Origin of the sequence: Shewanella sp., assembly GCF_048265805.1 — a bacterium.
GTDB lineage: Bacteria > Pseudomonadota > Gammaproteobacteria > Enterobacterales > Shewanellaceae > Shewanella.
In genome coordinates this window covers 22,451-37,306 of the sequence record NZ_JBLXAT010000014.1, presented here as the reverse complement: position 1 = coordinate 37,306, position 14,856 = coordinate 22,451, and the positions used below count along the sequence as shown (strand labels likewise).

Annotated in this window: 12 protein-coding genes; 6 read left to right on the top strand and 6 right to left on the bottom strand. The window is 47.7% G+C overall.

Annotation, left to right across the window (positions count from 1 at the left end; genetic code table 11):
- Window positions 1–147: 147 nt before the first annotated feature.
- Window positions 148–588, top strand: coding sequence for a hypothetical protein (locus ACN0TT_RS11340; protein ID WP_417762266.1), 441 nt, complete (start codon window positions 148–150; stop codon window positions 586–588).
- A gap of 42 nt (window positions 589–630) precedes the next feature.
- On the opposite strand, the gene ACN0TT_RS11335 is transcribed toward ACN0TT_RS11340, so the two are convergent.
- On the bottom strand, window positions 631–2,415 hold the full coding sequence (locus ACN0TT_RS11335; RefSeq protein ID WP_417762265.1) for a methyl-accepting chemotaxis protein: 1,785 nt from the start codon (window positions 2,413–2,415) through the stop codon (window positions 631–633).
- Window positions 2,416–2,746: 331 nt separating this feature from the next.
- Between ACN0TT_RS11335 and ACN0TT_RS11330 the strand changes: the two genes are divergently transcribed.
- Entirely contained in the window at window positions 2,747–4,147 is a 1,401-nt protein-coding gene (locus tag ACN0TT_RS11330) for a cytochrome C biosynthesis protein (protein ID WP_417762264.1), read from the top strand.
- A gap of 116 nt (window positions 4,148–4,263) precedes the next feature.
- Window positions 4,264–4,455 carry a cytoplasmic protein gene (locus ACN0TT_RS11325; RefSeq protein WP_417762263.1) on the top strand — a complete coding sequence of 64 codons (192 nt, stop codon included), beginning with the start codon at window positions 4,264–4,266 and terminating at the stop codon, window positions 4,453–4,455.
- Between the two features lie 77 nt (window positions 4,456–4,532).
- Here the strand turns inward: ACN0TT_RS11325 and ahpF are convergent, their stop codons facing one another.
- From ahpF to ACN0TT_RS11310, 3 genes are all read right to left on the bottom strand, one after another.
- Window positions 4,533–6,080 (bottom strand): alkyl hydroperoxide reductase subunit F, encoded by a 1,548-nt coding sequence (ahpF, locus tag ACN0TT_RS11320; RefSeq protein WP_417762262.1) that lies wholly within the window; start codon window positions 6,078–6,080, stop codon window positions 4,533–4,535.
- Window positions 6,081–6,210: 130 nt separating this feature from the next.
- Window positions 6,211–6,777 carry an alkyl hydroperoxide reductase subunit C gene (ahpC, locus tag ACN0TT_RS11315; protein ID WP_417762261.1) on the bottom strand — a complete coding sequence of 189 codons (567 nt, stop codon included), beginning with the start codon at window positions 6,775–6,777 and terminating at the stop codon, window positions 6,211–6,213.
- 286 nt (window positions 6,778–7,063) lie between these two features.
- The gene (locus tag ACN0TT_RS11310) at window positions 7,064–7,807 is read right to left on the bottom strand and encodes a methyltransferase (protein WP_417762260.1); all 744 of its coding nucleotides are present in this window, start codon (window positions 7,805–7,807) and stop codon (window positions 7,064–7,066) included.
- Window positions 7,808–7,890: 83 nt separating this feature from the next.
- On the opposite strand from ACN0TT_RS11310, the gene ACN0TT_RS11305 reads away from it, so the two are divergent.
- A complete protein-coding gene (locus tag ACN0TT_RS11305; RefSeq protein WP_417762259.1) occupies window positions 7,891–8,454 on the top strand; it encodes a mechanosensitive ion channel domain-containing protein in 564 nt (187 codons plus the stop codon).
- On the opposite strand, the gene ACN0TT_RS11300 is transcribed toward ACN0TT_RS11305, so the two are convergent.
- Both ACN0TT_RS11300 and ACN0TT_RS11295 read right to left on the bottom strand, forming a co-directional pair.
- Entirely contained in the window at window positions 8,451–9,446 is a 996-nt protein-coding gene (locus tag ACN0TT_RS11300; RefSeq protein WP_417762258.1) for a 2-hydroxyacid dehydrogenase, read from the bottom strand. The two genes, ACN0TT_RS11305 and ACN0TT_RS11300, sit on opposite strands and share 4 nt — an antisense overlap.
- A gap of 178 nt (window positions 9,447–9,624) precedes the next feature.
- A complete protein-coding gene (locus ACN0TT_RS11295) occupies window positions 9,625–11,418 on the bottom strand; it encodes a flavocytochrome c (RefSeq protein WP_417762257.1) in 1,794 nt (597 codons plus the stop codon).
- Window positions 11,419–12,203: 785 nt separating this feature from the next.
- Between ACN0TT_RS11295 and ACN0TT_RS11290 the strand changes: the two genes are divergently transcribed.
- Window positions 12,204–14,120 (top strand): methyl-accepting chemotaxis protein, encoded by a 1,917-nt coding sequence (locus ACN0TT_RS11290; RefSeq protein WP_417762256.1) that lies wholly within the window; start codon window positions 12,204–12,206, stop codon window positions 14,118–14,120.
- A 130-nt stretch (window positions 14,121–14,250) separates the two neighbouring features.
- Window positions 14,251–14,790, top strand: coding sequence for a glutathione peroxidase (locus ACN0TT_RS11285; RefSeq protein WP_417762255.1), 540 nt, complete (start codon window positions 14,251–14,253; stop codon window positions 14,788–14,790).
- Window positions 14,791–14,856 lie beyond the last annotated feature (66 nt).

Below are 14,856 nucleotides of genomic sequence, written 5' to 3'. Positions count from 1 at the left end.
ATTAGCCAAAATTTGGTTAATGCCTTGTTTTATATAATTTTTACTTAAGTTGATTTTTTTGACACAATCGTTTGCTTTTTAGGCATTTATAGTCTACTTTGCCCACTCTGACATAGGCAGCTTTTCGTTTCACAAGGAGATAAAGTGATGCGTGCTATGACACTCAGTGGGCTATTGATGTTAGCGCTTGCTAACTCTGCCAACGCGACTTGCGATGGCCAAGAGCAACTCGGTCAAGTCGAGTATCCCAAAAATAGTTCCTATTTTTCTTCCAGCGTATCCAACCAATTGAATGACGTTAGCCAGCAAGCCCAGCAAAAGGGCGAAGGCTACCTAATGCTTGAGTTTAATCTGCGGCCCATTATCGGTAATAAGTCACTGCAACAATATAATATGTGGCTCGCTAGCCGTCGGGTTGAGCGCGTTAAAGAATATCTTACCAAGAGCCAGCTCACATCGCCGATTATTACCCGTATTAATACGGCCTCTGCCACGGAACAACGCCAAGTAGACATCGTCTGGTGTTCGTTACCTGCCGAGCCAGAATCCGATGCTGAAGCCACCACAAAAGTGGCGATGGTTGAATAAAAAACGGCCTCATACGAGGCCGTTTTTTATGACTGCTAGCAATTACAAGCGGAAACGTCCAACTTCTTGCTGTAACGATTGCGCCAACAATTGCAGTTGCTGTGCTTTCTCAGTTGCCACAACCGACTCATCCGACAGATTCATAGAAACTTCACGAATTGCCTCAGTGTTACGGTTAATCTCACTGGTGACTGACGTTTGCTCCTCAGCAGCCGTTGCAATCTGGCTTGCCATGTCGGAGATCTGAGTGATCGCTTGGTTGATCTGCTCTAAGCTACTGCTGGCCGATTCAGCATCAAGCACACTGGTTTCCGCCATATTGTGACTGTGCTCCATTGAGGTTACCGCCTTTGAGGCAGTACGCTGCAGCGTTTCAATCATGGCTTGGATCTCTTGTGTTGAGGCGTGAGTCCGTTGCGACAATACTCGCACTTCATCAGCGACTACCGCAAAGCCACGACCTTGCTCACCTGCACGCGCCGCTTCAATTGCAGCGTTCAGTGCCAACAAGTTGGTTTGCTCGGCAATACCACTGATGGTCAACAGAATGCTGTTAATCTTCTGCGAATGTTCGTTCAGCTCACCAATAATCTTGCTGGCGTTATCAACCTCCTCCGCTAGGTTACGGATCGATTGCTGACTTTGGGTCACTTGCTGTTGACCATTCACCGCTAAGCTCACGGCATCTTGTGACGTTTGCGCGGTCAATTCAGCATTACTAGCAATCTCTTCGGTCGCACTGGCCATCTCAGTGACCGCCGTTGCCACCATAGTGATCTCATCTTGCTGTACGGCAATGCTTTGATTGTTTTGCTCCGCGGAGCGGCGAGTTTCTTGCGACTGGCTCCCCAGTTGATCGGCAATCTGCCCCATGCGGCTAATAATGCCGTGCAGATGTTCCACAAAGCGGTTAAAGCCTGTGGCTAAAACGCCAATCTCATCATGATGGTTTTTCACATCAATGCGTACGGTCAGATCCCCCGCACCTTGAGAGATATCATTCAACGCTTTAGATACTCGTTCCAGATCTTTAAATTGCAGTTTAAAGATGATGAACAGCAACACTGCAAACAGGGCAAGGAAACCAAGTCCCACAATAGACATCATCCACGCCAGCTTGGCGGACGCCGCCATAATGCTGCTCTTGTCCAACACAAACATCAGCGCCCAATCAGTATTCGGCACGTTTTGTACGTAGAACAGTTTAGTGGCGCCTTCGAAGGTGAATTCATCAAGGCCATCAGCGGCAGCGCGTTGCTGTAACCAGCTAGCGGTAAAGCGACTGTCCACATCAGTAATCGGCTTACCGTTGCGCGCATCATCAGGATGACTAATCACAGTACCGTCGCGCTCAAGTAACACACCATATCCATCACCCGGTAGTTTTAGCTTACGCACCGATTTGGTTAGCTTATCAATTGCTAAGTTAGCTGCCGCCGCACCAAAAAACTGACCATTTTTCATTACCGGTTGTGAAATAGTCACCACCAGTTGTTGCATGGTGGCACTGACATAAGGTGACGAAATGAACATCGCATTCTTTTCCTTGGTGCCTTTGTACCAAGGGCGGATCCGGGGATCATAGTTTGCGGTTTGTAGCGCTGGGTCTTGACGATACATGTTGCCCTGCTCATCACCAAAATAGGTCAGGCCAAAACTCATCGCTTGATGGATTTCCATCAAGTACGGCGTCACGTCGTCGTTTGGATGGTTCTCAATGGTTTTACCTAAGGACGCGACCGCATTTTGCCGATCTGACATCCATTGCCCTACGCCACTGGCGAAGGTGTTAATTAATTCGCTGACTTCTCTTTGAGTGCTCTCCATAGCATTGCTTCGAATGAAATACGAAGACATCACTACCAGTAGAATGACTGTGAACAACACAGACACAGTACTCACAGCCAACAGCCGAACTTTCAACGTAGTTCGCATAAACACTCCTTGGGATGCAACACTGCTCACAATAACCGCAATAAAGTTTAGACGGCGAAAACTAAAACACCTAAAACATCACTCTCCATTAGTTAGAAAAAGAAAATAAATTCCGTAAGTTATTTAACCCATAACTTAACTATCGGCAAACGTTGCACAGATATTAATAGAATTTTATTTAATTTCGATCAAAAAACGGTCAAATCGATTAAAAAGGTGTTTTATGTTCAGAAGTTTCTTTTTGGGAGTACTGCTCGCTTTTGCCAGTTTGACCTGCGTGCAGGCAGCGCCTCAATCACCCATTGCATGGCATAAAGTAGATGCTCAAGGTGAACTTAAAATTCCACTCTACTTTGTTTGGTCAAAGACTTGCCCGCACTGCAAAGAAGCGCATCCTTTTATCGATTCACTGCCACAACAATATCCATGGATTGAAGTACACAGCTTTCGCGTTGGAGATGTTGGCACGCAAGAGATTTGGCAACAGTTAGCAGAACAAACCCATAGTTCCAGTCGTTCAGTACCTTTCCTATCAGCCTGCGGCAAAACCATTATTGGTTATTCCAGCAAGGAAGTGACCGGCCAGTTTTTGCTCAACCGTTTAAAACGATGCTATCTGGCCAATGGCGGCCAACTGGCGGCGGAAGATATGCCGACCTCGACGAGTGATGATAGCCCACAAGCGAGCGTGCAAGATGCGACCGATGAACCACTTTTTGCCACTTGTAGCAGTGATGGTGGTGATGGCACCTGTGACGTCGGAGCAGAGGAAGCGGAGATCCAACCAGTAGAGTTACCGATTGTTGGTGCGGTAAATCCCGACAGTATCTCACTCCCCATCCTCACGTTAGTGCTTGCGGGTGCTGATGCCTTTAATCCATGCGCCTTCTTTGTATTACTGTTTCTGCTATCAATTATGGTTAACGCCAAAAGCCGCGGCCGCATGCTGCTGGTCGGTGGTATTTTTGTATTTTTCTCCGGTTTTATCTACTTCCTGTTCATGACTGCGTGGCTGAACATTTTTGAGCTACTGGGAGCCAATAGCGATGGTGGCATCATCATTTTGGTGGCGGGCTTACTGGCATTAGTGGCTGGGGCCATTAACGTCAAAGAGTACTTCTTTACCAAAGGCGAAGTGAGCTTGTCGATGACCGCCGAGAACCGCACCAGCTTAATTAAACGCATGGGCAAGCTCTCCAGTGCCTCCAGTTTAACGGCGATGATTCTTGGCACCACCGTATTAGCTATCCTCGCCAATGCGTATGAACTGCTCTGTACCGCTGGATTTCCGATGATCTACACCAGCGTATTATCAATGCATAATCTGCCGACTTATGAGCGGATGATGTATCTGGTGTACTACAACATTGTTTATGTCATCCCGTTGATTGCCATCGTGGTCGCTTTCTCTATGACATTGGGCAAACGCAAGCTCACTGAAAAAGAGGGCCAAACCTTAAAATTAATGTCAGGGATTATGATGCTGGGATTAGGCGGCACGTTGGCAGCAAATCCGGCAGCATTACAGAGTGTTACCGTGTCAGTAGGGTTAATTTTGGGGGCAATTGTCGTCACTAGCATCGTGGTGACGGTAAGAAAAGTGCTTCAGAAACGTGCAGCTTAGCCGATAAATGATGGTGCAGGTGGTGCAAGAGTAGACTTGTACCATCATTTTGACTTGATTTTACTCTGATCAAGCCTAACACTTACCCTGTCTTTAGCGACCTTAAAGGACACAATATGGCAATATCAATTAGCTCTCAGGCTGTCACACCCAACTTAGACAACGGTGCTGTTGGAGTGAGAGTTGCGCAATTGGCCAAAGATCAGCAAAAAGCTGAAGGCCAGATCGCCCTTAATTTGATTCAGGCAGCTGCGCCTGCTCCACAACCCGAAGGAAACCTCGGACATAATATTGATGTCACCGCGTAAACGGGTTTTCTCGTATATCCGCTAATAGGATTAAAAAAGCCGACCACCAAGGTCGGCTTTTCATTGTCTGCTGCAGTTTAGTCAGCTTCACGGATTAAGTAATCAAAGGCGCTCAGTGCTGCGGTTGCCCCACTACCCATGGAGATGATGATCTGCTTGTAAGGAATGTTCGCCGCATCACCGGCAGCGAATACGCCCGGCATTGAGGTGGCGCCTTTGGCATCAATAATCACTTCACCAAAGCGGCTCAACTCAACTTCACTCTCTTTCAAGAAGCCTGTATTAGGTACTAAGCCAATCTGGACAAAGATACCAGCCAGCTCGATGGTGTGGTCTGCGCCAGTCACCCGGTCTTTATAAGCAATACCGTTCACTTTGCTGCCATCACCGAGCACTTCAGTAGTTTGCGCATTCATGATGATATCGATGTTACCGAGCGATTTCGCTTTTTTCACCAGCACTTCATCAGCGCGCAGCGTGTCAGCAAATTCCAGTACAGTGACGTGCTCAACAATACCTGCTAAATCGATAGCGGCTTCAATACCTGAGTTACCACCACCAATCACCGCCACTTTCTTACCTTTGTAGAACGGGCCGTCACAGTGTGGGCAGTAGGCAACACCTTTAGTGCGATATTGCTCTTCACCCGGGACGCCGAGTTCACGCCAGCGAGCACCGGTGGCTAACACCACACTTTTACCTTTCAACGTTGCACCGCTTTCTAGCTCGATATTCACCAAACCATCACGTTTGATGCTTGCTGCACGTTGGCCGGTGATGATATCAACACCATACTCTTTAACGTGTTGCTCAAGTGCTGCAGACAGTTTGGGCCCTTCGGTGTAGGTGACAGAGATAAAGTTCTCAATCCCTACGGTATCCATCACTTGACCACCGAAACGTTCAGCCACAATCGCAGTGCGAATGCCTTTACGTGCAGCATAAATTGCCGCCGCTGCACCTGCAGGGCCACCACCAACGACTAATACATCGTATGGATCTTTTTCATTCAGTGCCGCGGCTTTGTCTTCCGCCGCACTGGTATCCACTTTCTCAACAATCTCTTCCAGCGTCATGCGGCCTTGACCAAAGTGTTCACCGTTTAAGTACACTGCGGGTACTGCCATTACGCCGCGCTGGTTAACTTCATCTTGGAACAGGCCGCCGTCAATCATCACGTGAGTGATATTCGGGTTCAGGCTTGCCATCAAGTTTAATGCTTGCACCACATCTGGACAGTTGTGGCACGACAGCGAAATATAGGTTTCAAAGTGGAACTCCCCTTTCAAATTGCGGATCCGCTCTAACAATTCAGGATCGGCTTTTGATGGGTGACCACCTGCTTGTAACAGCGCCAATACGAGCGAGGTAAACTCATGGCCTAACGGTACACCAGCAAAATGCACCCGTGGCGCTTGGCCTTGCGGAGCAATTGACATACTTGGAGTACGCGGATTATTGCCTGTTTGCAGGCTAATCTTAGCGGACATGCTGACCAGCTCATTGGCAAGCTCACTCACCTCTTGAGATTTAGCACTGTCGTCACCGGACACGCTAACTTCAATAGGTTGCTTGATGTATTGCAGATAGGTGTCCAGTTGTTGTTTTAAAGTTGCGTCTAACATGAACGTGTCCTGTGAAAAAGGTAAAAGGAGTCTTCTGCCCGCAGGAGGAAAGCGAGCGCAGGCCAAAGATTTTAAAAGGTAGGCTTAGTCGTTCGTCACTAAGCCTGGCGCTTTCGCGGGGAAAGCTAGATCAGATTTTGCCAACCAGGTCCAATGATGGCGCCAGAGTTGCTTCACCTTCTTTCCATTTTGCTGGACAAACTTCACCTGGGTGAGCAGCGACATATTGGGCAGCTTTGATTTTGCGCAGCAAGTCTTCTGCATCACGGCCGATACCTTCAGCAGTCACTTCCATTGCTTGGATGATGCCTTCTGGGTCGATCAGGAAGGTAGCGCGGTCTGCCAGACCTTGACCTTCACGCAGTACACCAAAGTTGTTGGTGATAGTGGCAGTTTGGTCACCTACCATGTAGTAGTTGATTTTGCCGATAGTTTCAGAGCTGTCGTGCCATGCTTTGTGGGTGAAGTGAGTGTCAGTAGATACTGAGAACACTTCTACGCCGAGTTTTTGCAGCTCTTCGTAGTGGTCAGCCAAGTCACCCAGTTCAGTTGGACACACGAAAGTGAAGTCAGCTGGGTAGAAGAATACAACGGCCCATTTGCCCAACAGGTCTTTTTCAGAGATGTCGACAAATTCACCTTGGTGGAAAGCGGTTGCGTTAAACGGTTTGATGGCTGTGTTCAGTGCTTGTGGCATGATATTACTCCCGTAATCAATGATTAAAAATCAATGGGCAACCCGTTTGCCCTCTCGATGGAAGTAATACTAGTCTGGTTGTGGTTTTTATTAAATCAGATAAAAACTATTGTTCCAATCGGTTTTTCCGGAATTATCGAGCTAGCTAACAACTTAACCGATGGAGGCAACATTGACGAGAGTGGCCGCACTTTAGCTGGGGCTATTCTGGCGGTGAGTATGGTCGGCGCTGCGTACAGTCGTGCAAACCTAAAGCCCGACGTCGTGCGCATCAAGCGGCGAGCCGCTAACGCCATTCCTCAAATCTGGTCAGCGGTTGGCTTAAATCAAATGCCAACTTGCCGGAAAGCTGCTGTGCTTGCTGTTTTAGCGAAGCTTGGCTGAACAGTTGTGGCCTACGCGCCGCAAAGATCACCCAATTGCCGCTGCCAGTCAAGCAAGCGCGGACATCGGCAAAACGCTCCAACAAACGCTGGCGCAAGTCAGTATCGCCTCGCGCTTCTTTCCAACAGTTGAGTACCAGCAAGCCGTTGTCTTTCAGCTGATATAAGCAGTTATCTAAAAACTCGGCCTCGCGTTGAAACGCTTGCATGCCGTCAGCATGGAACAGGTCGCAATAGATTGCATCGACGCGGCGGTCATCACGCGTGGCCATATACTCGGCGGCGTCTTGCTGTACTATCGTTAACTTTTTGGACAACGGCAGCATGAAATGCTGCTTGGCAATCGCAATCACCGATTGGCGCAGCTCAACCGCCGTGATTTTAATGGCAGGATCAAAATTGCGCAAAGCGTGAACAAGTAAACCACCACCGAGCCCCAGTACTATCACTCGTCTTGGCGTTCCGTATAATAGCGACAACAACATGGCTTTAAGATAGGTGTGTTGCGGTTGATGCGGTAATTTTTTGTTGAGTTTGCTTTGTTCATCGTTATGACCAAAAGTCAAAATGCGGGTGTCGCCTAACTCCAATACCGAGACTCTGCCGAATTCATCATCTACTGAAGCCAGCAGTTGGTAGTCTTCCATTTATTTCTCCACGTTTCATCGACCAGCGTTGTTCGCTAATATAGCGTCTCACTGTCGAAGGAATGTAATCAGGATACATTTTTATGATGACCAATATTTTCATCATTCTGCTTTATGTTGTCGCCTTTGTGCTAGTACAACGTAGAATTAGCGGTTTGATCCATCAATTCAGCAAACGCAAACATATGAATGCTACGCGCGCCAGCTTGGTGAGCAAGGCGATCAGCTTGATCTTGTTTGTGGTGATGTTGTCGATGGCGGCGATCTCTATCGGATTGGGCTATCAAGATGTATCGCTGTTTGTTTCATCCGCGTTTGCTGTATTAGGAATGGCATTGGTGGCTCAGTGGTCGATTCTATCGAACGTCACTGCGGGGATCCTAATCTTCTTTATGTTTCCCTATAAATTGGGCGATCGCATTAAGATCATCGATGCCGACATCGATACCAGCGGCACATTAGAAGAAGTCACGCTATTTCATCTGCTGATTAAGCTCGATAGCGGCAACACCATTACGTATCCCAACACGCTAGCGTTAACCAAGCCAGTGATTAAACTGCCACGCATTCCTGTACCAGTAGCAGAGCTGCCGGCGCCCAAAGAAAGCAGCGCCGAAAAGTCGGCTAACCCTTCGCTATCTGCTTAGAACAGCTCGTTACCACATTTTTTACCAGCAACCACACGACTGACATTGTCCAACGTAGTTTGGGCGATGTTGTCGAGGGCTTCTCTGGTTAAGAAGGCTTGGTGACCAGTGAAGATCACATTGTGACACGCGGACAGACGGCGGAATACGTCGTCTAAAATCACTTCATTGGATTTATCTTCGAAGAACAGCTCTTTCTCGTTCTCATACACATCCAACCCGAGTGAGCCAATTTGCCCCAGTTTGAGCGCTTCCATCGCATCTTGCGCATTCAGTAAGCCGCCACGGCTAGTGTTAATCACCATCATGCCTGGCTTCATCTTGGCAAAGCTTTCGGCATTGAGCAGATGGTGGTTTTCTTTGGTGAGCGGGCAATGCAAGCTGATAATATCACTGGTTTGATAGATCTCTTCCAAGCTGGCGTACTGCGCGCCTAACTCTTCCACCAGCGGGTTTTTAAACGGATCAAACGCCAACACGTTACAGCCAAAACCACGCAGAATGCGGATAGTTGCCACACCGATTTTACCCGTGCCAATCACGCCCACCGTTTTGTGGAACATGTTAAAGCCCACCAGCCCTTCCAATGAGAAGTTGGCATCGCGGGTACGGCCATAAGACTTATGAATTTTGCGATTCAGCGTCAACATTAACGCCACCGTGTGCTCAGCTACCGACTCTGGTGAGTATGCTGGCACGTTGACCACTTCCAAGCCTAAACGCTTAGCGGCCTCTAAATCGACATTGTTAAAACCAGCACAACGCATCGCAATCACTTTGGTGCCTGAGGCATACAATTTGGTTAATACCTCTTCGCACAATTCGTCATTAACGAAAGCACAAATCACCTCAAAGCCTAATGCCAAGCGCACGTTTTGCCGAGATAAACGATAGTCAAAAAATTCAATATCAGCGTGATAACCACCCGTTTCATTCATCTGGGTAAAGTGCTGAATGTCGTACCGCTTGGCACTAAAAAAGCCGATTTTCATAGCTGTGACCTAGTTCAAAATTGCTGATGTTGGCAGTGTAGGGAAATTTGCTAGGGAAGTCTTGGCTGCTATATGAAAGAAGGCTAAAACATGAGCTGCCGCACACTAACGAAAAAGGCGGACACAAGGTCCGCCGTTAATCTAAGTGAATAATGGACGCTGAGTTAACTTGGGTTAATTACTTAGCTTTGGCAAATTCCGCCGCGTGAGCCCCAGCAATACGGCCAAAGGTCACAATGTCAGAAATAGCATTACCACCTAAGCGGTTAGCACCATGTACCCCGCCAGTGGCTTCACCTGCGGCAAACAGCCCGCTGATCGCTTTACCCTCTTTATTGAGAACTTCAGCTGTAGTATCAATTTTCACGCCGCCCATGCTGTGATGCACTGCAGGCTTCACTTCCAGCGTATAGAATGGGCCGGTAGCCAGTTCACGTGGCATGTTTGGACGTGCAAATTGCGTGTCTTTCCCCGCTTTAACAAAGCCGTTGTATTCAGCGATCGTTTTTTCTAACTGCGCTGCTGGCAACGACATTTTTTCCGCGAGTTCTGCGACTGTTTTGCCTTCGGTAATAATGCCAAGATGGATGTAGTTTTCAATTTTCTTCAAGCTCTTACGCACTGAATCATCGAACAGCAAGAAGGCACTTGCGCCAGTTTGCTGCAAAATGGCGGCAGAGGCTTTATCACGCGTGGTGATTTCATTAACGAAACGTTTGCCTTCGCGGTTAACCAAAATAGCGCCATTACCACGTACCGCTTCAGTGATCATCACCCCACCTTTTGGTGACCAAGTTGGGTGTGCTTGAATATATTTCAGATCACGAGTATCGGCTCCTGCTGCCAACGCTACGTCCAAACCATCACCAGTTGCGCCAGGATGGTTAGTCGCAGCAAAGCCTTTCAGTTTAGGATCGTAGCTGGCAACGCGATCATTATTTTTAGCAAAGCCGCCGGTAGCCATCACCACCGCATTGGTTTTAATGACATAGTAGCCAGTATATTTACCTTCAACTAATACGCCGTCAACGTGACCGTCTTTATCTTCCAGCACCCGCACTACGCGGCTGTTGAACCGAATATCGGCCCCGCTTTTCTTCGCGGCAGTGTAGAGCACTTGCGCCACGTGAGCCCCAACACCAGCGCCCCCTGTCGGACGGTGTGTACGGTTAACACTGGCACCACCCATGCGGCCAACATCACTCATATCGGCGCCCATAGCGGTTAACCAATCAATTGAATCTGAGGAGTTTTTCGCAAGGATATTCACTAACGCCGGATCATTAACGTTGTGACCGCCCTTCATGGTGTCATCAATCATGATGGAGACTTTATCTTCAATCCCCAGTTTTTTCTGAAACTTGGTTTCAGCAGCATTCATACCACCCGCCGCCAATTTGGTGTTACCACCGGCCAGCGGTTCTTTTTCTAACACAATCACTTTGGCGCCGTGTTCGTGGGCAGAAACCGCCGCGGCTAAACCAGCACCACCAGAACCGACTACAACGACATCTATCGTTTCACGAGGGCCTGCGGCGATCGCTTTATCTTGCGCCGCCTTATTCACATCAATCGGCACAAACTTACGTTGCCATTGCCCACCGAACGGTATATCAAACCCAAAGCTATGGCAAGCGTCACAATAAGCCACTGAGGCTTCATGTCCTTTGTGGCATGAAGTACAAGCAATATCGCCAATTAAGTGCGATTTATGCGGTGAAATCTCACGTTTCGCTTCAGTATCGGCGGCGGCCAATTCATTGAGTGAACCATGACAACTGACACATTGCTGATTTTCATGGGTAAGATTGTCATCGGTAGGCCCCTTTTTAGTGACGTGACAATTTTCACATCCCCCCATCTCCGCATGAAATTTTGCCAAATTATCAGCTGCTGCGTATACGCTGCCCGTAAACAAACCAGACAAAACTAACGCTATGCCGGATACTTTGAGTGCTCCTGCTAGTTTCATGGAATTCCTCCAAAATTATATTGCTCATCACAAATAAGTTAATCATATTAGCGACAATGATTATGAGAATAATCCAATATGATTTCACTCCCTACAAATAAGGTAGCAATAACCTGACAAAATAATATTTGCTGAAATCACAATTATTTATTACCAGCACTTTAGTAACTTTTGTTCACAGCGAATATCGCAAAATTAAACTTTTAAATATTGACTTATAAATTAAAAACTAATTAAGAAAATACAATTCTAAAAATGAGATCACATTAATTACGGTGATAAAAAAATCAATTGTTATCGTCGTTTGTCAATATGAGGATTTGGGAAAGTGCAACCACGTTTCGTGTCACGCGGGATTTGTAAGCGATTGCCACTCAAGGCAGCTGACTGCGGCAGGCACATTGGCAAAGTTGTTTAACGACGCAATGCGTTAGCTTATCCATTCTCCCTTAAGGCGTGGCATCTGGCTTCATCAATGTAGTTATGTTTTTCAAAATAATCGACCATTTGCGACAAACGGCGCTTGGCACGGCCGTGTGACAACCTAGGGAACATACAGGACTTGTTCAACCATCCCTTAGTTTTATATCTAAAATTAGAATATACTTATGCCCATATCATCTAACAAGATGGTTAAAATTTTCGCAAGTTACTAGGTTATCTACCATCCTTGTTGAGGCGTAATCACTCGTCACTGCTTGGCTAAACTGTTTTACCTTCAATCAAATAGCCTCTATCAGTTACCAGCAGGAAGCTAACTTCGCAATCAGTTAAGGGATTTATATATGGTGCATCTGCTAGAAAATATCTCCATTGCAACCAAGCTTGCGTTAGGGTTTGGTCTGATGTTGTTACTGTCATTAGTACTCGCCATTACTGGTTGGGTAGGACTCAATCACGTCAGCAGCCACAGTGAGCAGGTCTTTGCCATCCAAAAATTTAATAAAGTGATTTCGGATACCAAAGCGGCAAGAGAAAACTATTTACGTACTGCCAGTACTGAAGACAAAAATGCATTGGCGGCCGAAATTGACACCATGTTATCAATGTTGGCTGAACAAAAGATGTTTTATCAACAAGACCCACAATTAAAAGACACATTTAATAATGTGACACTTTACATTGACCGCTACCGCGATATATTTTTGCAATTAGTGCCACTTAGTGAAGCAAAGCTGAGCGCTAAAAAAAATGTCTTACAACAATCACAGCAGTTAAAAACAACGCTCACATCACTCGAAGCGCAGTTAAATAGTGAGGCAGAACAAACTAATGAGTGGCTTACTGCACAACAAGTCGCCCAAGCTCACATTTATGCGCTAGAAACTATCGGCAGTTTGAGCACTTGGTTAACGAGTAATAAAGACGCTGAGCAACTGCCGAGCGCTCTAAGCCAACAACTTACTCAGTTAACTCAGCAGTTCGCTGGTATCAACCAACGCCACGGCGATGCTGCGCTCGCGCAAGTACAGCAACAAGTGGCCCAGCTCACCACGGGAATCACCGAATACACTCAACAAAGCCAAGCGGTGACCGATAAAGTACAAGAGTATGTCGAAGTTGCGCGCAACATCCGTCAGGATGTCGATGCACTTGAACAAGGGTTGCAAACCCGTCAGCAACAATTTAGCTTACAAGCCAAATGGACACTGGTCGGCGTATCGCTGGTTTCTTTGTGTATCGGCCTGGCCGCCACGCTGCTGATTACACGCCTTATTGCTAAACCGCTGCACGATACGGCCCTCGCTGCCGCACGCATTGCCAAAGGCGATCTCACCAATGCCATCAGTTCAACCCGCAAGGATGAAGTCGGCATGCTACAACAGGCTATCGGCCAAATGACCCACGCGCTCACCGAACTGATCCACAATGTCAGCGGCGGCATCTCAGAACTGAATCTCGCAGCAGATCAACTTTCTTCTGTGACCGAGCAAAACCGTCGCGGCATGGCCGATCAACAGGTAGAAACTGAGCAAGTAGCAACGGCCATGAATGAGATGACCGCCACCGTGCACGAAGTAGCCACCAATGCAGAGCAAGCAGCAGAAGCCACTAGCAATGCGGAGCAAGTCACGCATGCAGGCCAGCAAGCGATGGATGCATCGCTGCAGGTGGTGAACCGCCTACTACAAGATCTGAATAATACCGCCGAGGCGATGCAAACATTAGCGAAACAAACCGAAGGGATCGGCAGCGTAATGGAAGTGATAAAATCGGTCGCCGAACAAACCAACTTGCTAGCGCTAAATGCCGCCATTGAAGCCGCTCGTGCGGGCGAAGCCGGGCGCGGTTTTGCCGTAGTTGCCGATGAGGTGCGCAGTCTGGCTCAGCGCACGCAAGAGTCGACCGCAGAGATCGAAAACATTGTGTCCCAGCTGCAAACGGGCGCACGTCACTCATTGCAGATGATGCAGAACAGTCGAGAGCGCGCCAATGCCAACGCCAAAGCCTCACAAGAGGTAGGCGAGCTCTTTAGCCAAATTGCTCAGGCCGTGTCACATGTGCAACAGATGAATCATCAGATTGCAGCCGCCGCCGAGGAGCAAAGTTTAGTTGCCGAAGAGATCAACCGCCGTATTTCACAAGTAAGTGAAATTGCCAACCAGACCTCAGCCTCATCCAACGAGACCGCCGCTGCCACGCAAAGACTAGCTGAATTGGGCGATCAGCTCGATAACTCGATCAAAGGATTTCGCACTTAATTGATGGGGTATCACATCAGGCAGCAAACAAATGTATGAACAGTTGTTCACAAAGCACCCGCGCCCCTTGACGATAGCGAGTGTCTGCGGCAATGTGATCTGCATCATATAAACATAGAGGTTTTACACAATGAGTATTTACGACATTGAAGTCAACACCATTACTGGCGAGAAAACCAGCCTAGCCGCCTACAAAGGCAAAGTGCTGCTGGTTGTTAACGTTGCATCCAAATGTGGTTTAACCGCGCAATACGAACAGCTTGAAGCGCTTTATAAAGAAGAAGCGGCCGCTGGCTTTGAAGTATTAGGTTTCCCATGTAACCAATTCCTCGGCCAAGAACCTGGCTCCGAAGCAGAAATTCAACAGTTCTGCTCATTGACCTACGATGTGACCTTTCCAATGTTTGCCAAAATTGAAGTCAACGGGGCCAACCGTCATCCGCTTTATCAAGCATTGATTGCTGCACAACCAAAAGCGATCAAAAACCCAGATCCGAGCTTTACGCAAAAGCTGACCGAAATGGAGCTACTGCCAAAAGACGCTACTGATATTATGTGGAACTTTGAGAAATTCTTGATTGGTAAAGATGGTCAAGTGCTAGCTCGCTTCGCGCCAGATGTCACCGTTACCTCTGCCGAGTTCACTGACGTATTAAGCAAAGCACTTTAACGTAAAGTGACAGCTCTCCGGCCATGTGGTTGGCGCAAAACAAGGATGACGAACGCCATCCTTGTT